Origin of the sequence: Moraxella cuniculi, from assembly GCF_900637105.1 — a bacterium.
GTDB classification, from domain to species: Bacteria; Pseudomonadota; Gammaproteobacteria; order Pseudomonadales; family Moraxellaceae; genus Moraxella; species Moraxella cuniculi.
This window is the reverse complement of record NZ_LR134343.1, coordinates 1,575,491-1,598,586: the sequence shown is the minus strand read 5'-3', so window position 1 is coordinate 1,598,586 and position 23,096 is coordinate 1,575,491. Positions and strand designations below refer to the sequence as shown.

The 23,096-nt window shown below is 44.7% G+C and carries 19 protein-coding genes; 9 read left to right on the top strand and 10 right to left on the bottom strand.

What is annotated here, in order from left to right:
• The first annotated feature begins 76 nt into the window (after positions 1 to 76).
• From serC to EL162_RS07225, 7 genes are all read left to right on the top strand, one after another.
• Positions 77 to 1,168: a 3-phosphoserine/phosphohydroxythreonine transaminase gene (gene serC / locus EL162_RS07255; RefSeq protein ID WP_126331129.1), complete on the top strand. Its 1,092-nt coding sequence runs from the start codon at positions 77 to 79 to the stop codon at positions 1,166 to 1,168.
• Complete coding sequence (locus EL162_RS07250; protein ID WP_126331127.1) at positions 1,149 to 3,116, top strand: extracellular solute-binding protein; 1,968 nt, start codon at positions 1,149 to 1,151, stop codon at positions 3,114 to 3,116. Before serC ends, EL162_RS07250 begins: the two co-directional genes overlap by 20 nt.
• Positions 3,113 to 3,901, top strand: coding sequence for a hydroxyacylglutathione hydrolase (gloB, locus tag EL162_RS07245; RefSeq protein WP_227543393.1), 789 nt, complete (start codon positions 3,113 to 3,115; stop codon positions 3,899 to 3,901). The genes EL162_RS07250 and gloB overlap by 4 nt, the downstream gene beginning before the upstream one ends.
• Positions 3,902 to 4,144: 243 nt before the next feature.
• Positions 4,145 to 4,741, top strand: coding sequence for a manganese efflux pump MntP (locus EL162_RS07240; protein WP_126331125.1), 597 nt, complete (start codon positions 4,145 to 4,147; stop codon positions 4,739 to 4,741).
• Between the two features lie 3 nt (positions 4,742 to 4,744).
• Positions 4,745 to 5,797, top strand: coding sequence for an ABC transporter permease subunit (locus tag EL162_RS07235; RefSeq protein ID WP_126331123.1), 1,053 nt, complete (start codon positions 4,745 to 4,747; stop codon positions 5,795 to 5,797).
• A 12-nt stretch (positions 5,798 to 5,809) separates the two neighbouring features.
• Entirely contained in the window at positions 5,810 to 6,835 is a 1,026-nt protein-coding gene (locus tag EL162_RS07230) for an ABC transporter permease subunit (protein ID WP_126331121.1), read from the top strand.
• Positions 6,813 to 8,333, top strand: coding sequence for an ABC transporter ATP-binding protein (locus EL162_RS07225; RefSeq protein ID WP_126331119.1), 1,521 nt, complete (start codon positions 6,813 to 6,815; stop codon positions 8,331 to 8,333). Before EL162_RS07230 ends, EL162_RS07225 begins: the two co-directional genes overlap by 23 nt.
• A 43-nt stretch (positions 8,334 to 8,376) precedes the next feature.
• On the opposite strand, the gene EL162_RS07220 is transcribed toward EL162_RS07225, so the two are convergent.
• Positions 8,377 to 8,844, bottom strand: coding sequence for an Lrp/AsnC family transcriptional regulator (locus EL162_RS07220; RefSeq protein WP_126331117.1), 468 nt, complete (start codon positions 8,842 to 8,844; stop codon positions 8,377 to 8,379).
• Positions 8,845 to 9,068: 224 nt separating this feature from the next.
• Between EL162_RS07220 and leuA the strand changes: the two genes are divergently transcribed.
• Positions 9,069 to 10,781, top strand: a complete 1,713-nt coding sequence (gene leuA / locus EL162_RS07215; RefSeq protein ID WP_126331115.1) for a 2-isopropylmalate synthase — start codon at positions 9,069 to 9,071, stop codon at positions 10,779 to 10,781.
• Between the two features lie 935 nt (positions 10,782 to 11,716).
• Here the strand turns inward: leuA and EL162_RS07210 are convergent.
• Positions 11,717 to 12,067, bottom strand: a complete 351-nt coding sequence (locus tag EL162_RS07210) for a helix-turn-helix domain-containing protein (protein ID WP_126331113.1) — start codon at positions 12,065 to 12,067, stop codon at positions 11,717 to 11,719.
• A 106-nt stretch (positions 12,068 to 12,173) separates the two neighbouring features.
• Between EL162_RS07210 and EL162_RS07205 the strand changes: the two genes are divergently transcribed.
• The gene (locus tag EL162_RS07205) at positions 12,174 to 12,539 is read left to right on the top strand and encodes a hypothetical protein (protein WP_126331111.1); all 366 of its coding nucleotides are present in this window, start codon (positions 12,174 to 12,176) and stop codon (positions 12,537 to 12,539) included.
• Positions 12,540 to 12,624: 85 nt separating this feature from the next.
• Here EL162_RS07205 and EL162_RS07200 read toward each other — a convergent pair whose 3' ends face one another.
• The 8 genes from EL162_RS07200 to EL162_RS10310 all read right to left on the bottom strand — a co-directional run bounded on the left by EL162_RS07200 (position 12,625) and on the right by EL162_RS10310 (position 22,873).
• Complete coding sequence (locus EL162_RS07200; RefSeq protein ID WP_170161431.1) at positions 12,625 to 13,104, bottom strand: threonine/serine exporter family protein; 480 nt, start codon at positions 13,102 to 13,104, stop codon at positions 12,625 to 12,627.
• A 3-nt stretch (positions 13,105 to 13,107) separates the two neighbouring features.
• Positions 13,108 to 13,977 carry a threonine/serine exporter family protein gene (locus tag EL162_RS07195; protein WP_076555893.1) on the bottom strand — a complete coding sequence of 290 codons (870 nt, stop codon included), beginning with the start codon at positions 13,975 to 13,977 and terminating at the stop codon, positions 13,108 to 13,110.
• A gap of 53 nt (positions 13,978 to 14,030) precedes the next feature.
• The gene (locus tag EL162_RS07190) at positions 14,031 to 15,209 is read right to left on the bottom strand and encodes an aspartate aminotransferase family protein (RefSeq protein ID WP_126331110.1); all 1,179 of its coding nucleotides are present in this window, start codon (positions 15,207 to 15,209) and stop codon (positions 14,031 to 14,033) included.
• 49 nt (positions 15,210 to 15,258) lie between these two features.
• Entirely contained in the window at positions 15,259 to 15,450 is a 192-nt protein-coding gene (locus EL162_RS07185) for a DNA gyrase inhibitor YacG (protein ID WP_126331108.1), read from the bottom strand.
• A 498-nt stretch (positions 15,451 to 15,948) separates the two neighbouring features.
• A complete protein-coding gene (gene putA, locus EL162_RS07180) occupies positions 15,949 to 19,533 on the bottom strand; it encodes a bifunctional proline dehydrogenase/L-glutamate gamma-semialdehyde dehydrogenase PutA (protein WP_126331106.1) in 3,585 nt (1,194 codons plus the stop codon).
• Between the two features lie 298 nt (positions 19,534 to 19,831).
• The gene (locus EL162_RS07175; protein ID WP_126331104.1) at positions 19,832 to 21,334 is read right to left on the bottom strand and encodes a M16 family metallopeptidase; all 1,503 of its coding nucleotides are present in this window, start codon (positions 21,332 to 21,334) and stop codon (positions 19,832 to 19,834) included.
• A 15-nt stretch (positions 21,335 to 21,349) separates the two neighbouring features.
• Positions 21,350 to 22,735: a M16 family metallopeptidase gene (locus tag EL162_RS07170; protein WP_126331102.1), complete on the bottom strand. Its 1,386-nt coding sequence runs from the start codon at positions 22,733 to 22,735 to the stop codon at positions 21,350 to 21,352.
• Positions 22,736 to 22,744: 9 nt separating this feature from the next.
• Entirely contained in the window at positions 22,745 to 22,873 is a 129-nt protein-coding gene (locus tag EL162_RS10310) for a hypothetical protein (RefSeq protein WP_259772315.1), read from the bottom strand.
• Positions 22,874 to 23,096: the final 223 nt, after the last annotated feature.

The following is a 23,096-nucleotide window of genomic DNA, read 5'->3' as shown; positions in this document are numbered from 1 at the left end:
AACGCCTAAGAAATTTTGTCGTCAGAATGCTGCTACATGATATACTAAACCATTTTTGGACTTTTGGAGATGATTTATGACTCGATTTGCAAATTTTTGTGCAGGGCCTGCCAGTATGCCCACGGCAGTTTTGGAGCGTGCCAGAGATGAAATGCTAAACTGGCAAGGCTTGGGAGCGTCAGTGATGGAGATTAGCCATCGAGGCTCACACTATACACAATTGGCCGAGCAGACCGAAGCCAATTTGCGTCAGTTGATGAATATCAGTGATGATTATGCGGTGTTGTTTTTGCAAGGTGGGGCGGCATTGCAATTTTCGGCAGTGGTATTGAATTTGCTTAATAATGGTACGGCTGATTATTTGCTGACTGGTGCATGGTCGCAAAAAGCCTATCAAGAGGCGAAGCGTTATGAGACGCTGGGTTTGGGTAAAATCAACCTTGTTGCCACAGGTGGCGAGGCAGGCTTTGTTGATGTGCCTGATCGCAGTCAGTGGCAGCTTGATGATGCGGCAAGTTATTTCCACTATTGCCCAAATGAGACAATCCATGGCGTGCAGATGTTTCAAGTGCCACAAGTTGATGCACCCATCGTTGCTGATATGTCCTCTTGTATTCTGTCTGAACCGATTGATGTCAATAAATTTGCCATGATTTATGCAGGTGCTCAAAAAAACATCGGTCCTGCAGGGCTGACTTTGGTCATTATTCGTAAGGATTTGCTTGGTAGAGCGTCTGCATACTGCCCAGCTGTGATGAATTATCAAAACCAGCTTGACAACGGTTCAATGATGAACACGCCTGCAACTTATGCTTGGTATTTGGCAGGATTGGTTTTTGAATGGTTGCTTGAGCAGGGCGGTGTTGAGGCGATTGCCAAGATTAACCATGCTAAGGCCAAAACGCTGTATGATGCCATTGATGGCAGTGATTTTTATAGCAACAAAGTCAATCCAGCGTATCGCTCTATCATGAATGTGCCATTCCAATTGGCTGATGATGCTTTGGATAAGGTATTTTTGGCAGAATCTGAACAAGCAGGATTGCTCAATCTAAAAGGCCATCGTGTGGTTGGTGGTATGCGAGCAAGCATTTATAACGCCATCACGCTTGAGCAAGTTCAGGCATTGACAGCCTTTATGGCGGAGTTTGAACGCAAATACGGCTAAGCCCATGATTGTTGCCGCCCAAAACAAGCCACGCCATCGTCTTGGTCGTTGGCTTGTTATTTGTATGATACTCATCACCCCTGCGTGTCGCCAAGATACGGCAGGGTCTTTGGCTATTTCGCAGGGTGATGGTCAAACCCAAGCTGCGGCAAGCCAAGAATTTTTGGCAACATTGTCCGCCGATACCCTTGGGGTAGAGCGTAAAAATAGCCACATCAACCAACAAACCATCACGCAAACAACGCTTAGCATCAACAATACTGCCAAATACAGCACGGCGACACACTTGCCGTATGCCAACCCAGATGCACCCAAAGGTGGTGTGCTGTCCATGCCTGCCATCGGTATGTTTAATAGTCTAAATGGTTTTATTGACACAGGTATTGCTGCCACAGGGACTTTTTATTTGTACGATACGCTGATGGCAGGTTCGCTTGATGAGGTGGGCGTGCTATATCCGCAGCTTGCCGAGAAAGTTACCTTCAGCCCCAATGATGACAGCTGGATTATTTACCACATTAATCCAAAAGCACGGTTTTGGGACGGCAGCCCAGTTACCGCCCATGATGTTCAGGCGACTTATCAAGCAATTTTAAGCAAAGGTCTAATGTCTTGGCGTGCTTTTTTGTCAGGGATTGTCGCTGTTGAGGTGCTTGATGATTATCGCGTGAAATTTTATTTCAACCCATCGTCAGCTGGCGATTTGCAAAGCACCGTTGGGCTTATGCCAATCTTTGCAAAAAAAGACATCATCACAAGGTTTGATAAGGTTAGCCTTGAGCCGTTGATGGGCAGCGGGGCTTATCGGTTACAACTTGCTGAGCCTTCACGCCGTGTGCGTTATGTGCGAGATGATGCCTATTGGGGGCGTGATCTGATGGTTAATCGAGGTCGTTTTAATTTTGATGCCATTGAATATGTCTATTTTGCTGATGAGGCGGTGGCGTTTGAGGCTTTTAAGGCAGGTGCGTATCGTTTTCGTATCGAAAATGACATTAAACGCTGGGCGACTTTTTTGCCAAAAAATCAACCAATCAACAAAGTTACCATCAAAAACACCAACCCTGTGTTGATGCGTGGTTTGGTGATGAATCTACGCAAGCCGCTATTTGCTGATATCAGGGTGCGGCGAGCGATGAATTTGGCATTTGATTTTCAGTGGAGCAATCAGCAGCTGCTTTTTGGTGAATATCAGCGGCTTAATAGTTATTTTTATGGTTCACCATTGCAAGCGGTGGGTAAGCCTGATGCCAAAGAGCATGAGGTTTTGTTAAGTCTGCCTTTAAACAATGATGAAAAATCTGCCCTTGATGGTGTGCCAGTTCAGCCAGTATCAACAGGTGATGGTATTAATAGAGCCAATTTATTGGCTGCAAAGTCCTTGTTGCAACAGGCAGGATTTGTTTATCAAAATGGCTGGTTGTATGACAAAACAGGCAAGCAGCTAAGTGTAGAGATTTTGGTGGCTGATGATAAATATCAAGCAATTTTATTACCATATCTTAACAATCTAAAACGACTTGGTTTGCAAGCAAAACTCAAACGATTGGATAAGGCCAGCTATATCAACCGCAAGCGTCAGTATGATTTTGATATGATTATTGATGAGTTCATGCAGGGCAATGCCCCAGGTGCAGAGCAGAGTTACCTGTGGGGCAGCCAGTCGGCAAGGCAGGTGGGCAATCAGAACACCATCGGCATACAAAGTGCAGCAATAGATGAGCTGATTGTTCGGCTTGTGCAGGCGGATAATCGTGAGCAGATTGTCCTGTACACAAAAGTCTTGGACAGATTGTTATTGGCTGGCGAATATATGGTTGCATGGTACGGCAAAAATAGCACCGATGTCATGTATTATCAAGGCTATCAGCACCCAGAGAAATTGCCCAGTGCTGCTATTGGGCTGGATTATTGGTGGTACCACGCACCAGACGAGGTAAAAAAATGATACATAAATACCAAATTCATGCCATTCGGGCATTGCAGGACAATTATATTTGGGTGATTTGTCATAAGAATCAAGCGGTCATTATTGACCCTGGTAGTGCTGATGAAGTAATTGAATTTTTTAATAAAAATAATCAATATCAGCCCATCGCCATCTTAATCACCCATCATCACCACGATCATACAGGTGGCGTGGCACAGCTTATAGCAAGCTATCCTGAGTGTAAACTCTACGCCCATCAGCAGCATGGGCTTGATGGGGCAAACAGCGTCAATGATGGCGATGTGCTGGGTTTATTGGGGCTTGATTTTGTGGTATGGCAGACAGCAGGGCATACGGATAGTCATCTTAGCTATGTTGTCAGTATTGATGGCAGTTATCGGATATTTTGTGGCGATACGCTGTTTAGTGCAGGCTGTGGCCGTATCTTTACGGGGACTGCTGAGCAATTGTTTGCCAGCATCAGTCGTTTTGCGGTGATGCCAGAGGATACCCTGTTTTATGCCGCCCATGAATATACTTTAGCAAATCTAAAATTTGCCAGCATGATGGCAACTGATAATTATCAAGAGTTTATCCAGCAATATACTAAGCAGATAAGCCAAAAAATCCTTGATGGGGGCATAAGCCTGCCAACTTCGCTCGCCAACGAACGCAAAATCAATGTATTTGTGCAGGCGTGTGATGAGCAATTGGCAAAGCAACTGGCCGACAAGCATCGGCTGATGGACAATACACCACTTGTGGTATTTGCATGGTTGCGAGAGCAAAAGAATCAAGCCTAAGATGGCTTGATTAACGAAATAACGGCTGTGGTAAAAGGTTTTTTAATTTACACTTATCTATTTGAATCAGGCTTGTGGTAGAATACAGCGGATAAATTGTGCCGAATATCAAATAAACCGTTTGCTGTTTTGCTGTGTGATAAAATTTAAAACCTAGACTATTTTTAATTATTTTACAATAAGTTATCTTTTATTTTTCGCACAGATATTGGGTAAAATCTTAATCAATTTAAGGAAAGAATAATGAGTCTGTTGGCATTGGTGGTTTTGGCATTTTCTATGTCCATGGATGCGTTTTCGGTAGCGATTGTCAAAGGTGCGACATTGCGTTCGGTGAGTATAACGCAGGCGATGAAGCAGGGGTTGATTTTTGGTGTTGTTGAGGCGATTGCACCGATCATTGGCTGGGCATTGGGTCAGGCGGCTCATCAGTGGATACGGGCGGTGGACCATTGGCTTGGCTTTGTGCTGCTGACGCTTTTGGGCATACGATGTATTTATAATGCACTGACAAATGACAGACGGCAGGAAGTTGATCAAAACCTTAATATCAGCATGGATAATGGGCAAACCACTGGCCGCAATAGTATGTGGCTATTTATTACAGCCATTGCTACCAGCATTGATGCTACAGTGGTGGGCGTTACACTGGCATTTTTGCAGGTAAATATCTGGCTTGCGGCTGCTTTGATTGGGCTGGCAACCACCATCATGGCGACTATGGGGCTGTATCTGGGGCGACAGCTGGGCGATAGATTTGGCAAAGGGGCGATGATTGCAGGCGGGGTGCTGCTTATTATTATTGGTTGTTCGATTTTGTACAGGGATTTGATGGCTTAATTTATGCGTTATTTGTTCAGTCGCTTGCTTTTGATGTTGCCCACACTGTTTGTGATTTTGTTGATTAATTTTGTGGTGGTGCAGATTGCACCCGGAGGACCCATTGAAGAGCAGCTTGACAAAATTGCCAGTGAACAACAATCTCTAGCCACGCAAGGATTTGCATTGGCGAACCTGAATTATATCGGCAGTGCTGGTTTGTCTGATGAGATGCTTGCGGAGCTACAGACGCGTTTTGGCTATGATTTGCCAGTTGCGGAGCGTTTTTGGCAGATGTTAAGTAGGTTTGTACAATTTGATTTGGGTGAGTCATTTTTTCAGGGGCAGTCGGTGATGTCTCTGATTGCTACAAAATTGCCAATCACGATGCTGCTTGGGGCATTAAGCCTGATGGTGATGTATGCCGCTGGGGTGATGATTGGGCTGTATAAGGCGAGATATCATCGGACAATGGGCGATTATCTGACTACTTTTGTACTGGCAATTTTGCACGCACTGCCTGTGGTGGTTTTGGCATTGTTTTTGCTTGTGCTGCTCGCAGGCGTTGGTACTTGGCAAATTTTTCCTTTGCAAGGCGTGGTGTCGGATAATTTTGCTGCGATGAATTTATTTGACAAGGCAAAGGATTTGCTGTGGCATTTGACCTTGCCTGTGCTGGCAAGTAGCCTAGGCTCTGTTGCTGGCATTGCTTATTTGACCAAATTTGGTCTGTTGGCTGAATTTGACAAGCCCTATGTGCTGGCAATGCGTACGCGAGGCTTGCCATTTTCACGCATTATCTATCGTCAGGTGCTAAAGAACGCTTTGTTGCCAGTTGTGGCACAGTTGCCGATGGTGGTGGTGGGCGTGCTGTTCACGGGCAATTTGTTGATTGAGGTGATTTTTGGTATTGATGGCATTGGGCGACTTGGTTTTGATGCTGTTATGCAGCGTGATTATCCGCTGATGTTTGGTATTTTGTATGTTTTTACACTCATCTCCATGCTGACCCAGTTGTTGTTTGATTTATTGTATCATTATCTTGACCCTCGTGTTGATTTTGCCCATGTTGGTTGATTGAGGTGTAAGATGAATAAGCAAACAACAGGACGCAGACTGCAAAAATACTGGCAACGATTTTGTCAGCAAAAGCTGGCACTGATATCGCTGATACTGCTGGTTATTGTGGTGGTGATTGCCTTATTTGTGCCGATAATTGCCAATGATAAGCCAATTTTGCTGCGTTATCAGCAGCAGTATCTGACACCGATTTTTTATGACTATCCCGAGACACGCTTTGGAGGTGAGTTTGAAACCACCGCCAATTATCAAGACCCTGCGGTGATGGCGTTGATTGAGCGTCAAGGCACTGTGCTGATGCCACCGATTCGTTATGGTGAGCAGACTTTGGTGCTTGATGCTGCGATGCCGCACCCAGCCGTGCCAAGCAGTAAGCATTGGCTGGGAACTGATGCGGCAGGGCGTGATGTTGTGGCACGGATATTGTATGCGTTGCGAACGGCGTTGTTGTTTGGTTTTATGCTGGCGATTGTTGGCGGTGTGATTGGGGTGCTGATTGGTGCTTTGATGGGGTATTTTGCTGGCGTGGTGGATTTGCTTGGGCAACGGTTGCTTGAAATATGGATCGGCTTGCCGCAATTGTTCGTGATGCTTGCTTTTGCCAGCGTATTTGAGCCATCGGCTTTTGTGTTGTTTTTGCTGCTGCTTGCTTTTGGTTGGTTGAGTTTTGTGCCTTTGGTGCGGCTGCATTTTTTGAGCATGCGTAAAATGCCTTATGTGCTTGTTGCTCAAAATTTGGGCGTGCCAACACGCGTGATCATGCGTCGCCATATTTTGCCAAGTGCTTTGTTGTTGGTATTGTCGCAGTTGCCATTTGCCATTGCGGCAAATATTGCTGCATTAACCACATTGGATTTTTTGGGCTTTGGCCTGCCTGTAGGCTCAGCAAGTCTGGGAGAGCTGCTGGCACAGGGCAAGAATCATCTGGACAGACCGCATTTGGTATTGTCAAGTTTTGTGGTATTGTCCGTGCTGTTATTGTTGTTGATTTTTGTTGGTGAGGGCTTGCGAAATGCACTTGACCGAGATCGCTAGTCCGCCATGCGTCTTGTCATTGGTAAATCTTAGCATTTGGTTGCAATCTGCTGACAAGCCTGCCTTGCCATTAATCCAAAATCTGACACTGCACCTGCATTCGGGCGAAGTTTTGGGCGTGGTGGGAAGATCAGGTGCGGCAAAAACAACGCTAATGCTATCGTTGCTTGGCTTATTGCCCCAGTCTTTTGTGCTGACGGCTCAATCTGCAACCTTTGCTGGTGCTTTGCTGCCGATTGATAAACAAGGTGATGAGGCGGCGTTTTTGTCGCTGCGTGGCAGAGGTATTGGTTACATTTTTCAAGAACCAAAAGCCGCATTTAACCCTCTGCACACAGTTGCCAAGAGTTTTGATGAATTGTATAGACAGCTTGGCTTACCAAAAAAACAACGCAAGCAAGATATGCTTCATTGGTTAAGATTGGTACACCTGCCAAATCCTGAACAATTTTTGCACCGCTATGTGCATGAATTATCAGGGGGTGAGGCACGCAGAATAAGTATCGCACAAGTGCTTGCTTTAAGACCAAGGCTTGTCATCGCTGATGAGCCAACGGGTGCTTTGGACAGTCAATTAACCGATGAAATTTTGACACTATTGACCGATTTATGCCGTCAAAATGACACGGCACTCATTTTGGTCAGTCATGATTTGCCAAGCGTCATGACTCATTGCGATCAGCTTTTGGCATTGGCACGCACAGATGACAACTGCCATCATGCCATCGGTACGGTGCAAGATTTATCCAATCATGCCATTGTTCGACAATTATTGGCGGTGGATTATGGTACGCCCACAACGCCGAGTATCAACAACACCGAGCAAGTGGTGCTGGAGTTACAGCAGGTTGCTGTCGGTTATCGCAGATTTTGGTGGGGCATCAAGCAGGTGCTGTCAGGGATTGATTTGCAGCTACAGCGTGGTCAAATTATCGGCATGATGGGAGCGTCAGGCATTGGCAAAAGCACTTTGGCAAAGGCGGTGCTGCAGCTTGACAATCAGCTGAAGGTGTCAGGATTGGTGCTAATTGAGGGTAAAAATCCCCATCAGCTGGGTGCTGGTAGCTTGCGGCAATTGCGTCGTCGCGTGCAACTTGTCATGCAAGAGGTGAGGGCAAGTCTTAATCCTAACTTAACAATTCTTGATAGTCTGTTGGAGGCTATTGCTACAAATGATAATCAAGAACTAACTTCGGAGCTGGCATTGATTGACGAATTATTGGCATTGTGTGGCTTGTCAAAACAGCTATTGCACCGCTATCCTGATGAGCTATCAGGCGGTGAATGCCAAAGAATCTGCCTTGTGCGAGCCTTGCTTGCCAGACCTTCGGTATTAATCTTAGATGAACCAACAGCAATGCTTGATAGAATTTCTATTGCCAAATTATTAGATTTGCTTAAAAATATCAACCAGCAGTATGGCACAGCGATGTTGATTATCAGTCATGACAAAGCCATGCTGGAGGCGATTTGTCATAAAATCATGGCTTTGGATTAACTTGTTTATTGGCGGTTAAAGAGTGGCAGTGAATTTGTGGACATTAAATTGCTGAGCGATGAAATACTTCACGAAGCTCAAAACTGCTGTGTAATTGACTGACACCATCAATTTTACTTAATTTATGTAATAAAAATTCTTCATAATGACGCATATCTTTAACCAGCACCTTGAGCAAAAAATCCTCGCTACGTCCCGTAACAAGGCTGCAACTGACAACCTCGTCAAAGCCTGCAATCTGTTGCTCAAACTCCAAAAATCTCTCGGGGGTATGCTTATCCATACTCACCGCCACATAGACCGATAGCGAGTAGCCCAGTGCGTTTGCATTGGTGCTGGCATGGTAGCCTGTGATAATGCCCGCCTGTTCAAGGCGTTTTATGCGGCGAATGGTGGGCGTGGCGGACAGATTAATTATCTCGCTGATGTCGGCGACTGCCAAGCGGGCATTGCTGGTTAGCAGGCGTAAAATTTTGCGGTCGGTCGCATCAAGAAAAAGTGCATTATTCATAAACAAACTGCCAATTGTCAAAAAATGAGTTGTTTTCGCTATATTTTAACAAAATATTGGCAAATTTCACCAAAAATTTAGAAAAATAATGCTAATTTGGGCAAAAATCGCTATAATTTTTTGTTATGATAATGATATATTGATTGCTGGCTTGGATTGCCAAAAAATTGACGAATTGTTATTTTGGTCATTACCAGCTTGTTTTTTGAGTATTTGGAGTTGTTATGTCGCAGCGTTTGCCAAAAAATCCCGCTTTTGATTTTCGCAAATATCAGCCTTTTGCCTTTGCACCAAAGCTAAATGACCGCACTTGGCCAGATAAACAAATTACACAAGCACCGATTTGGGCAAGTGTTGATTTGCGTGATGGCAATCAGGCGTTGATTGACCCGATGAATATTGAACAAAAGTTAAAATTTTTTAAACTATTGGTTGATATTGGCTTTAAGGAAATTGAAATTGGCTTTCCTTCAGCGGCTCAAGTGGAGTTTGATTTTACACGCCGCTTGATTGAAGACAATCTTGTGCCTGATGATGTAACTTTGCAAGTTTTGGTGCAAGCACGAGAGCATTTAATCGATCGTACTTTTGAGGCACTACAGGGGGCGAAGCGTGCGATTGTGCATGTGTATAATTCAACCTCAAAAGTGCAGCGTGATAAAGTTTATCAGTTGGATAAAGAGCAAATTAAGCAAATTGCCATCAATGGTGCAACAATGCTCAAAGACAAGGCGAAAAATTATCCAGATACCGAATGGGTGTTTCAGTATTCGCCAGAGAGCTTTAGTCAGACCGAGACTGATTATGCGGTCGAGGTGTGTGATGCGGTATGTGAAGTATGGCAACCATGGCTGGGTCAGGCGGTGATTTTGAACTTGCCTGCAACTGTTGAGGCCAGCACACCAAATGTCTATGCTGATCAGGTGGAATATTTTTGCCGTCATTTAAAGCATCGCAAAGATGTCATCATCAGCCTGCACACACATAATGATCGTGGCTGCGCGGTGGCAGCATCAGAACTGGGGCTGATGGCAGGTGCTGACCGTATCGAAGGGACACTGCTTGGCAATGGCGAACGCACTGGCAATATGGATATTTTGGTTATGGCGATGAATCTGTATACGCAAGGCATTGATCCTAAGCTTGATTTTAGCCAAGTCAGTGAAGTGGTGCAAATCGTCAGTGAGTGCAACAACTTGCCTGTGCATCCACGCCACCCTTATGTGGGCGAGTTGGTGTTTACCGCCTTTAGTGGTTCACACCAAGATGCCATCAAAAAATCGCTGGATTATAACGAAAAACATCAAGAGACGGACAATCACTGGGATGTCGCCTATTTGCCCATTGATCCAAGCCATATCGGGCGTGGTTATCAAGATGTTGTGCGTATTAATAGCCAGTCGGGTAAGGGCGGTGCGGCGTACATTTTGCAGCGTCATTATGGCTTTGATTTGCCACGCTGGACGCAGATTGATTTTGCACGCGTGGTGCAAGCCCAAGCTGAAACGCTGGCACGAGAGCTAAAAACCGAAGAGCTTTTGGATATTTTCACCAATGCTTATCTAAGCCAAGATACATTCCATTTGAGTGATTATACCATCAGCAATCGTGGTGGCGAGGTAACCTTTCAGGGTCAGGTTGCCTCACCCGAGCAGGTATTTGAGGTCATCGGACAGGGTAATGGTGCGTTGTCGGCATTTATTGATGGCTTGGTAAAAGCCACAGGCAGACAAATCCATGTAACCAATTATGCCGAACACGCCATTGATAGAGTCATGCGTACAGATAATAAAACAGGTAACCAAACCAATGCAGCGGCAGCAGCGTATATTCAACTGGCGGTTGATGGGCAGATTTATTCAGGCATTGGCACTTGTAACAGCACCGTATCTGCCATGCTAAAAGGTGCATTATCCGCCTTGGCTCAAGCATGGTAATCTAAAAAGTGCAGCTTAGTCTGCACTTTTTTATAAGTTTTTAACAAAGATTGGTTTGATTGTTAGCTTTGATCTTAATAAGAGTGCGATACTTGATATTTTAATCAAAGATAAATAAACAACCAACCAAGAAGTATTGTGAAAGGTGGTTTAATGGTTAAGTTTTATTTTAAAGATTTTGATACTAAGATTAAAAAATCAATGTTTTATTGAGTGTATAGAGCGTATTTTGCAGAATATTAAACGCCTTGGGATAATAATAAACAGCTAACAACAACTTATGAAGCTGACAAGATTAAAATCATTAGGATAAGAAAATGAAGAGAAATTTATACAACAACTGCTACTTATTTTTTAATGTGCTTTTAATATACTGTTCTTTTGCTGCATTGGTATAGTGTATTTTACCCAAACAGCGATTATTTCTGAATATGGATTGTGCCGATCTTTGCAGGAAGAGCCTTTGTGGATTGTGCCACTGTTACGGGTGGTTGCGGTTGTGATTATATATTTTATTTTGTATTTTATCTATTTAGGGGTGATGTATTGCATCAATAAACACAGAGTAAAAAACTATGTGTAAAAAAAAGAAAGTTTACTATTTGCATTATTGGTCTTTTTTATATTTTTTCTGTTAAACTTAATGCAACTATTAAATTCACTCGTAAAGACCCAAGCAATGTATTATGAAAAAACAAACAGGCGGTGATTGGCGTAAATTCCCCCCCCCTGATATTAGACAAAGGTGGCAATGCCAAACTGAATTTAGCCATGAAATCCAGTCTTTTTGGGTGGTATAGATGAAATGTTTAAATAAAAACCAGCTCGTTGAAAATATATCTGCAAATACTGCCTATCCATAAATGCAATGGGCGAGTGCTAAGAATTTAGGCTTGCATATTTTGATGAGCTTGTCTTAATAGTGATATTAGCTCTTATTGCATATCAATTTGTTGTTGTTTTTGTTCCAGCAGCTGGTTGAGATGACTGATTGTCAGTTGTAATTTTTCAATTTCTTGCTGGGCATCGCTGTATTGATTAAAAGTGCCATTGAAATGATAAGCACCATTGAGCGTCTGTATGATACCGCCACTGCTGGGCAGTAGATCAAACACGCTGATTGCCAAAATATCAGCAATTTGCTGTAGTCGGTTGAGATTTAACTGGGTTTCGCCACGCTCAATTTTAGAATAACCACTGGCAGACATGGATAATTTTTCAGCAAATTCCTCTTGGGTGATTTTTTTGGCTTCTCGCAGTGTTCGGATTTTATCGTGCGTTTGCATGGCAATTCCACTATGGCGGTGTATTTTGTCGATATTGGATTTGTGTAATATAGCTCAAAGTTTATAATTAAACAAGTGTTATTTTACCAAACAAGTGGAGAGTGCGATGAAATTTAAACTGCTGGTAATGACAATGTTATTGGCGACTGTTTCTATGAGTTATGCTGATATAAACCAAGGACAGAAAATCGAAATTTGTGCGAAAGAGCGTGGAATGTATCAATGGGGCTCTGCTTACAGATACAATGCACTTTTGACCAACTCACAGCAGATGAATGAGAGTTTTGGCAGAGATGCATTCCCAATGAGCAACTACCTTATTTTTGAGGGTAATGACAGCACAGAAGAAGATTCAAAGTTCCAAGTTGTAAAACTTACCACTGTTCTAACTTTCTCCTACCAAGAGGCAGAAAATTTGGATGGTACAAGATGGCTGGTTGCCAAAAAATCACCGAATCAAATCTGCCGTTAATACTATCAATTGACTTAAAAGCCCATAATTACCATGGGCTTTTTTGGTGCTAATAAGCGTTTTGGGGCAGTGAAGTTTGTTTCAATCACACAATCGGTTTACGCCGATAAAATAAAATCCCTGGAATGGATAAGCCCAGAACCAACGCCGAAATAATAAAAATCGCATCAAAAAAGTGCCGCATCATCAACAAAAATAGCTCCAAGCTAAAGCCAAAGTAGCCAATTTGCACCATGCTTACCATCGCCTTATAGGCAGCAATCCCCGGCATCATACAAATCAGGCTTGGGACAATCAATGCCTTTGGCGGCAGTCCATAACGCTGCGAGAAATACACACCCAAAAAACTGCCGCTCATCGCCCCAAAAAAAGTCGCTACCGCCAAATGCACCCCCATAGCCGTCATGAGAAGTTTTAGCCCAAAGCCTACAGCAGTTACCATCATGCAATGTGCAATATAGCGGCGTGGCAGGGTGAACATCAGGCTCCAGCCGAGTGTAATCAGGCACGATAGGGCGATTTTTTCGATAACTTGCCAAAGGTCGATGGTCAAAAACTGCGACATAATTTACAATCCCCAATGTGGTATTTGCAAAAATATCAGAGCGATAACAATGCCAACACAAGCTGACAAACTAAGCATGGTTGCAAACATCCAACGTCCCACACCCATGTTGATATAGCCCTTTAAAATATCGGACAAGGCATTGATGATGGGAAAACCCGGCACGAGCAAGAGAACACTGGCAGCAACAGCAATATCGGCATTGGTGCCAAGCTGTAAAAAATACGCTGACGCACCAAGTGAGGTGGCAATAAAGGCGGTGATGATGGCAATCACAAAAGTATTAAAATGATGGCTGGCAAGGTAAATTCTCGTTCGCATTGCCACAAAAGCTGCCAATAAAGTCGTTGCTGCGATGGCAAAGTCGCCACCATTTAAGTAGGCAAAACTGGCACAAGACAGCCCCACAAAAAGCGACACCATATTATCCGAATAGCTGCTTTTGTGGATTTCATCAAACTGCTTAATGCTGTCATCAATGAGCTTATCTTGTTCGTCTTGATTTGGCAAAAATTGCCGTGCTTGTTTCGCCTCTTCGGTGCGTAGGACGATTTGTTGGATTTGCACCAAGATATTCACATTAATGCCTTGATGCACTGTATTACGCACGGTAGTGATGCAGCGACCCTGATACAAAGTGGTCAGCGTGACGGCATTAAAAGACAAGCCGCACTCAACGCCATCAACACCCAGTGCCAGACCCAGACGCTTGGTCAAATCAACAACGACAGCAGATTCTGCACCATATTGCATGAGCAATAAGGCACAGCGAATGCACAATCGGGTAATTCGTTGCTGCTGCTGATGGTTAATGCGGGCGGTTGCCTTGCCAGTAACGGCAAGCAGGGCAGGTGTGGTATCGCTGGGTATCATGGCTTGGATTGTGAATTTATGTTTAATAATTTATTCAATAAAACACCAAATAATCAGCGTGGGGATTGTGCAAATAATTGTGCAAATACCGCCGTTAGCTTATCAATTAGCACCTGTGTGTCTGCTTTGGATAAATTAAGTGCAGGCAATAGGCGTATGACATTGCCCCCTGTAACATTAATCAGCAAATGATGTTCATCACGAGCAAGATCAACGGCATTGCTCAAATCAACCGTATCAGGCATTGCAAAGCCTATCATCATGCCACGACCACGCACGCTGATGCCTTGTGTGGCAAATTTTTGTAAGATGGCTGTGCGAATTGCCTCGCCTTGGGTTTGAGCATTTTGCATGAGTGCTTCGTCCAGCAGCTCATAGACAGCACAAACAACTCGGCTGCCCAGTGGTGTGCCACCATAAGTAGAGCCGTGAGAGCCTGCACCAAACAACCCAACCGCCTTGCCACGAACCATGCACGCCCCAATCGGAAAACCATTTCCCAAGCCTTTGGCGGTTGTTAGGACATCTGGGGTGATGGTGCTGTGCTGATAGGCGAAATATTTGCCCGTGCGACCATTGCCAGTTTGTACCTCGTCAAGCATCAGCAGCCAGTTGTTGTCATCGCAGATTTTGGCAAGCTCTTCAAGGTATCCATCGCTTGGTGTATGCAGGCCACCTTCGCCTTGTATTGGCTCAACCAGCACCGCACAAATATCCGCATCATCACTCAGTGCCATGACAGCTTGGGCGTCATTAAATGGCACACGCACAAAATCATCATCAAGGGTAAAAAATCCAGCACGGGCTTTGGGATTGGCGGTTGCCGAGACGCTAAGTAGCGTGCGTCCATGGAATGAATTTTCCATCACCACCACTTTTGGGCGAGTTTTTCCTTGTTGATGGGCGTATAAGCGAGCCAATTTCAAGGCACATTCGTTTGCTTCAGCACCTGAATTGGCAAAGAAAACCTCATCCATGCCAGCGGCTTTGCACAGCATTTCGCCTGCTTTTTCTTGCCAATCCACCCCGAATAAATTGCTGGTATGAATTAGCGTACTTGCCTGCTCACTGATGGCAGCACTGATATCAGGGTGGCAATGCCCAAGCCCACAAACAGCAATGCCTGTCAGTGCATCAAAATAAGCCGTACCATCTGCGGTGTATAAATAAGAACCTTCACCACGCACAAAGCTGATGGGTTGGCGAGCATAAGTTGGCATTAAGTAAGTCATAATATATCCTTAAAAATAGTCAAGTTTTCCATCTGACAGATTACAAGGCTTAATCTTGCTCATCAATCACCCCATTTACTTCCTCAAAAAAGGGCAATTCGGCACCCTGTATGCTGTATTCTTCTGATGCCCATGCACCCAAATCAAGCAATTTGCAACGCTCGCAACAAAAAGGTCGATGTGGATTTTCTGTCCAGACGCTAGGTTTTTGGCATTGTGGGCATGGGTAGGTGATTGTCATGAGTTTCTCGTATGAAATATTTGTTATTTTATCACAAATCCGCAAAAAAGCAGTAAAATTTCCACCATCTTATTCGGCTTGGCTCTACAATTTCGCCATCAAGATATCATGATTACTATTATTATAAACTAGATGATAATAAGCGAAAGAAAGCTGTCTATTTATAAATGAAATTAAAATAACAATCAATGTAAATTGATAATATTGTACTCATAGCAACGCCTGCTAATTGATGCAAATAAATCAAATGTATCAATTATACAACCATCACCAATGCCATTTATGATAGGTGGCGAGTTATTCATTAACCACAGCCAAAGTTAAAACTTACACCAATAACAAAACACCGCCAGCAGTCATCAAATTCACTTTATGCCATTTATACAGTAAATTTTCTGCTTGAATGAGTAAGCATGACCCATTGTTTGCCTTGATTTGTGGCATGGTTTAAGTTGATTTGGCATAAAAAAGCACCCAAGTTAGGGTGCTTTTTGTGGTTTAGGCAGAAGCCATCAAGCTGGCATTGCCACCAGCAGCGGTGGTATTGTAGCTTTGGCTGACCTCATGATACAGTCTTGCAAAGTCAAGTCCTGTCGTGGCATCAACAATGCGGCGAATTGCACCATCTAATGATGACAAACGCACTCGTTCAGCAGTTGGTAAATCTGATAGAGCAATGACAATATCATTCATGTCAGCGGCAGGCTGCTCAACCACTTCCAGCACGCCAGTCAGCTCATTGGCATACGCTGCCAAAGCGTGTGATGGGCAAACTTGTGCCAATGTGCCATTGAGCGATAGGGCAGCCAGTGCCAACAAACTCTGGGCAATACTACCGCCATAGAGCGTTACGCATTTTGGTGCGTGCCATGATAGGGTATTGGCCTCACCAGTTGGTCCTGGTAGCACTGCCACGGCTTGATTGAGCGATGAATTGGTGGCAATTTGTACAGCAGTGTCTAGGGCGGCCAGCTGATCGGCATTGAGCAGCTTCTTGGCAACCGCTTGTACTTTTTGTAGCGAAGTTTGGTTGATGGTGGCAGGTGTGTCTACCACTGGCGTATCCCAGCGATGGATACGGCTTAGGCGTTGCAAATAAAATGGCCCGCCAGCTTTTGGTCCTGTACCACTCATCGCATGGCCACCAAACGGTTGCACGCCAACCACAGCACCAACAATATTGCGATTGATATACACATTGCCCGCCTCGATGCGATCGGTGATTTGTTCAATGGTGCTATCAATGCGACTGTGGATACCGTGCGTTAGAGCGTAGCCTTTTTTGTTGATTTGATCGATCAACTCATTTAATTCATGGGCGGCAAATCTCACCACATGAAGCACAGGGCCAAAGACTTCTTTTTTTAGTTGCGATAGATCTTTTAGCTCAAACAAAATCGGTGCAACAAAGGTGGCATTCGGTGCATCGGACTTGATTGCCACTTCGTGATATGGAGCGATTTGTTTTAGGGTATTGATGTGATTGAGCAGATTTTCTTGTGCTTCGGCATCAATCACAGGGCCGACATCGGTGGCCAAGAAAGCAGGGTTATCCACCACCAACTCATCCATCGCACCTTTAATCATCTCAACCACATGATCGGCAATATCCTCTTGAATGCACAAGATTCGTAACGCCGAACAACGCTGACCTGCTGAATCAAAGGCAGATGATAAAACATCCAAACAAACCTGTTCTGGCAGGGCGGTACTATCAACAATCATGGCATTCATGCCACCTGTTTCGGCGATTAGCACAGGGTTATCATCTCGTGCCGCCAGCAGGCTGTTAATGCGTTTGGCAACTTCAGTTGAACCTGTGAAAATCACGCCATTGATGCGATTGTCTGAGGTTAATGCCGCACCGACATCGCCAGCACCCAAGACCAGTTGCAACACATCGGTTGGCACGCCAGCCTCGTACAGCCAAGATACTGCCAAATGGGCAATCAAACTGGTCTGTTCGGCAGGTTTGGCGACAACAGTATTGCCTGTTGCCAGTGCTGATACCACCTCACCGACAAAAATTGCCAATGGGAAGTTCCAAGGGCTGATTGCCACAACTGTACCCACTGGCGTGGACAGATTGAGGCGTTCGGTCTCATCGGCATAATAACGGCAAAAATCAATCGCTTCACGAATTTCGGCAATGGCATTTGGCAGGGTTTTGCCCGCTTCACGCACCGTAATCATCATCAATAATGCCATGCGTGATGGCTCTTCCATCAAGTCGGCAAAACGGCGTAACATTGCCGCTCGTGCTGCAGCTGGCACTTGCTGCCATGCATTTTGGGCAGCAATTGAGGTGCTGATAACCTCGCCAACACTGCCAGCGTCAATAAAAGATACCTGACCGACAACATCGCGATGATCGCTTGGATTTAGGACGGTATGCGGGCTTTGGTGATTGACTGCTACAGCGGTCAAAGAGGCAATGTCAAACTCAATATTGCAAGCACTTTGCATATGGGCTTGTAGCTGTGCTAGAGTATGCTCATTGGACAAATCTAGACCATAAGAATTATCACGCTCACCATAAATGCGGCGTGGTGGTGGCGTTAGTGGATTTGGGCTAATGCCTGCTGCCTTGACGGCATCAATGGGTGATTCGATAAGCTCATCAATGCTGACATTTTCATCAACGATGCGATTGACAAATGAGGAGTTGGCACCGTTTTCTAATAGGCGGCGTACCAAATAAGCAAGCAGAGTCTTATGTGTACCAACAGGGGCATAGATGCGTACACGGCGACCAAGATTTTTCTCGCCAACTACTTGGTCATACAGTGTCTCGCCCATACCATGCAGGCATTGGAATTCAAATTCTTTATCCTTGCCCATCTCATAGATGGTGGCAAGGCTTTGGGCATTGTGCGTGGCAAATTGCGGGAAAATCGCATCTTGTGCTGCCAGCAATTTTTTGGCACAGGCCAAATATGACACATCGGTATGCACTTTGCGTGTATAAACAGGATAGCCATCAAGTCCATCAACTTGTGCCCATTTGATTTCGCTGTCCCAATATGCTCCTTTTACCAAACGAATCATCAGACGCTGATTGTTGCGGCGTGCCAAATCAATCAAATAATCAATCACATAAGGGCAGCGTTTTTGGTAGGCTTGCACCACAAAGCCAATGCCATTAAATCCTGCAAGTTCAGGATCGGACACCAATCGCTCCATGAGATCTAGCGATAATTCCAGACGATTAGCCTCTTCGGCATCGATATTTAGACCGATATTGTACTGCTTGGCAAGTACGAACAGTGCTTTTAATTTTGGCAACAGTTCATTCATCACACGCTCATGCTGGCTGCGGAAATAGCGTGGGTGAATAGCAGATAATTTTACCGAAATGCCATTGCCGTCATAAACGCCACGCCCTTGTGCGGCTTTGCCAATGGCATGAATGGCGGTAACATAATCATTATAGTAGCGGTCAGCATCTTCTTGGGTCATTGCTGCCTCGCCCAGCATATCAAAGCTGAAGCGATAGCCCATGATTTCACGCTCTCTGCCGTTGGCAAGTGCCTCTTCGATGGTTTGCCCCGTTACAAATTGCTTGCCCAGAATTTTCATGGCATGATTGACACCTGCACGGATAAACGGTGCTCCGCCTTTTTGTAGCACACGCGACAAAGCGGCACCCAGACCGTTTTCGCTGGTAGGCTGGGTTAGCTTGCCTGTCAAAACCAAGCCCCAAGCGGCAGCGTTTACAAACATAGATGGGCTGTTGCCTACATGGCTTTTCCAGTCGCCATCAGCCAGCTTGTCCTGAATCAGGCGGTCGCGTGTGGCAGTGTCAGGGATACGCAACAAGGCTTCGGCAAGGCACATCAATGCCACACCTTCTTCGCTTGACAATGAAAACTCGTGCATCAAGGCATCCACGCCAGATGATTTGCTGCGGTCAGCACGCACTTGGGTAATCAGTCGGCGTGCAAGCTCGCTGATTTGTGCTTTTTGGGCATCATCAAATTGCAAGGTGGACAAAAGGTTGGTAACAGCTGTTACCTCATCGAGTCGATATGCACTGGTGATGGCATCACGCAGAGCGGTTTGGGGCTGGGTAAAATCAAACATGAGACACTCACATGATTAAGTCAAACAAAACATTAATTATATATCAGCAAGGGTGATAAACCAAGCAAATTTTAACGATTTGTGTATCTTGTGATGGATTTTGTTGCTATTGTATGGATTATTATGCCAAGTGGTCTGATGATAAGCCACAATAGTGCACAATTGAGTATCATCAATCAACAAACAGACTTATCATTTGATAATTATCACAAACAATCATGCTGCCAATGAATAGCTATCAAAAAATAAGCAAGCATACCAAACTGCTATGCTTGCTTGGAAATTTCATTTGGACGAATCATTGAGATGAATTATTGGTATTTTTAAATAATTTACTCAAATCTGGTTTGGATTTACCAACTGTGATAATGATAAATTCATCAGGCTTGATAGTTGCTGCCAAAGCGGCATTGACCGAATCAACGCTTGCCTTATCTAGGCGGTCAATAACGGTTGCTATATGATCTCTTGGATAATTATCACTGGTCAATTTGCTGATGATTTTATGAATGCTGGCATTGCTCGAAAAGCCATTTGCAAAGCCATTTTTTTTGCCCAGATACATCAAAGACAGCTCATCTTGTGTAACGCCATCTTTTAAGGTATTTTTAATAATATCCATGGTGTCAAAAATAGCATCGGCTGCTTTGTCGCCATCGGTTGAAAAGCTCACCGCATAACTACCAGCCGCTTGTAGCTGCTTTATATCGCCATAAATGCCATAAGTGTAGCCTTTTTGTTCTCGAATGGCTTGCATTAATCGTGCATTAAAATCACTGCCAGCCAAGATGCTATTACCCAATGCAAAATCACTGGCAACTTGGCGACTGGCATCATCGGTGGCAAGTTTATCCACCATCTGCCCAATGATTATCTGTGTCTGTGTGCTTTCATGATCCAGATGAATGTGGCGAACCTTTGGTGGCGTTGCCTCTGGCAGCGTATTGCGGTACGATTGACCTTTGGGCAGTTGCCTGCCAAGCTCATTGGCTGTCTTTTTGGCGGTCTCAAGGCTCATGTCGCCTGTAATTATCAGCACGGCATTGTTTGCATTGAGATATTTTTCTTTAAATGCCATCAGCATCTTGGGCGTGATGGTGGCTAGGGTGGACTCATTGCCTGTGCTAAGCTGACCATAGCCGTGCGAGCCGTACAAGGCTTGGTCAAACGCCACCATGGCACGATAGGCAGGGTTTTGGTTTTGCTGCTTAAGCGAGGTAAGCAATCTGTCTTTGTTGCGTGCCAGCACCGCCGTATCAAAAGCAGGATTTGTCAGCATATCAGCAAATAAACTGGTGCTTTGTGCCAAAGTTGGTGCATCCGACAGACTACGCAGCGAAACCAAAAAGCCATCTTTGGAGACGCTGGTGGTGATTTGACTGCCGAGCCGTTCTTTTTTGGCAACAAATTCATCTTCGCTGAGCGTTGTTGTGCCTTGGGTGAGCATGGTTGCAACCATATTGGCAACCCCTTGACTGCTTGGTTCGTCATAAGCCGAACCTGCAAAAAAATGCACACTAATATCCACCATTGGCATCTGCGTTAGTGGCGTAAAGACCACAGGAATGCCATTGTCCGTCTGAAAATATTGCGACTGCGGTGGGCGAAAATCCAGCTCGCCCAGTTTATCAATGCTGTCAATGATACTGTCTGTCGATAGGGCTGGGTAGCTTTGTGGCTGATTGCTGGTTTTTTGTGCAGCTGTTGATGATTGATTGGCGTGTGTAGGCAAGCCAACCAGCAGTGTTGTAAGCGTGGCTATTGTTAGCAGCTGTCGGTTTATAAATTTTAGGTAATTCATGATGGTCTGCTTGCTTTAGGGTTGTTTTGGTATGATATGAACGCTTGTCAGATTGTCTTTATTGAGATATTTTTTGCCAACATTTTTAATGTCATCTTGGCTGATGGTATCAAGTTTGTTTGGCAAAGTTTGCAATGTATCAAGTGGTAAGCCCATGCTGGCAAGCAGTCCCAAGGTATTTGCTTGATTGTCAATGCTGTCATTGGCAAACACCAGTGAGGACAACAAGCTGGCACGACTGCGAGCAAGCTCTTCTTCTTTTATTGGGTTTTGGTAGATTTGCCAAAGTTCGGACAAAATCGCCTCTTGTGCCTCTTGCAAACTGACATTGGCACGAGGGGTGGCAAAAATACTAAATACAGTGTCGCCTTTGGCAAGCATATCATAGCTGACTGATACGCTGTTTAATTTTTGGGATTTGCGAACCAAATTTTGCTCAAATCGTGCCGACAAACCACCGTCAGCGATATCACTCAACAAAGACAGTGCATAAGCCTCATTGCCCATCTTGCTGCCCAGTGCAGGCACATTAAAGCCCAACAGCAAACTTGGTACTTCAACATTTTGTGTGCTTTGCAGCTCTTTGTAACCGCGATGGCTGGTTTCGTCCAGATTCACCCGCTGGGGCAGAGGCAGTGCTGGCAGCGGTGCAAAATATTTTTTTACCCAAGGCATTGCAGCCTCTGGACTAATATCGCCAACCAGCACCAGCACAGCATTGTTGGGGGCGTACCATGTGCGGTACCATTGTTGCAAATCATCAAGCGTGATATTGTCCAAATCCGCCATACTGCCGATAATGGGGCGACCTTTTGGTGAGTTTGGCATGGCTTGTTGCAAGAACTCTTCATAGGCTTTGGCAAGGGGGTTGTCTTCGGTACGCAGTCGCCGCTCTTCTTTGATGATTTGTCGTTCGGTGGCAACCTCATCTGTCTTAAGCAGCAGGTTTTTCATGCGGTTTGCCTCAATTTGCAAAGCCAGCGGAAACTGGTTGGCAGGCAGGCTTTCATAATAAACGGTATGCTCATCGGTGGTGAAAGCATTATTTTGACTGCCAAAATGGCTCATCAGGCGTTGATAATCATTGCCACTAACACCAACTGAGTCCTTGAACATCAAATGTTCCAAATAATGTGAAATGCCACCCTTGCCCAAGGGTTCGTCAGCCGAGCCAACATTATACCAAATCTGCGTCATGACAATCGGTGCACGGGTATCTTGTTTAATAATGACGGTCAAGCCGTTGTCAAGTTTGGTCAGATAAGGAGCGGTTGTGTCTGCTGTGGCTTGGGTGGCTTGCAGATTGGGCGAGGTCTTGGCTGGCTGGCTTGTCGTTGGTAGGGCTTGACAAGCGGTCAATGCCAGCGTCAAAGTGGTCAAAACGGTGGTTTTTGTTTTCATGATATGCTCTTATCGTGTGCTTTGTGGCTGGTTTAGCGTTGTGCCAACCATGACCGAAGCGGTTGGCTTAAGGCTATTACAGCCCAAAACAGTTGCGGCACACGCCACAAAAATCATCATTTGACAAATACGCTTCATGGGTTTTCCTTATTTTGTTGTGTATCAATTTGACACAGGTTGATGTTGAGATTTTTTCTCAATATAGCACCAAGCGGGCAAAATGTCTATAGCATTGATAATTTGGCATAATTGGCATGGGTATAGATTGCGTGCTTTGGCTTGACAGTTTTAAAAGTTTAACAAAAAACCGCCTAATGAAATATTCGGCAAAATATGCTACAATCACCAAAATCTTGACAAA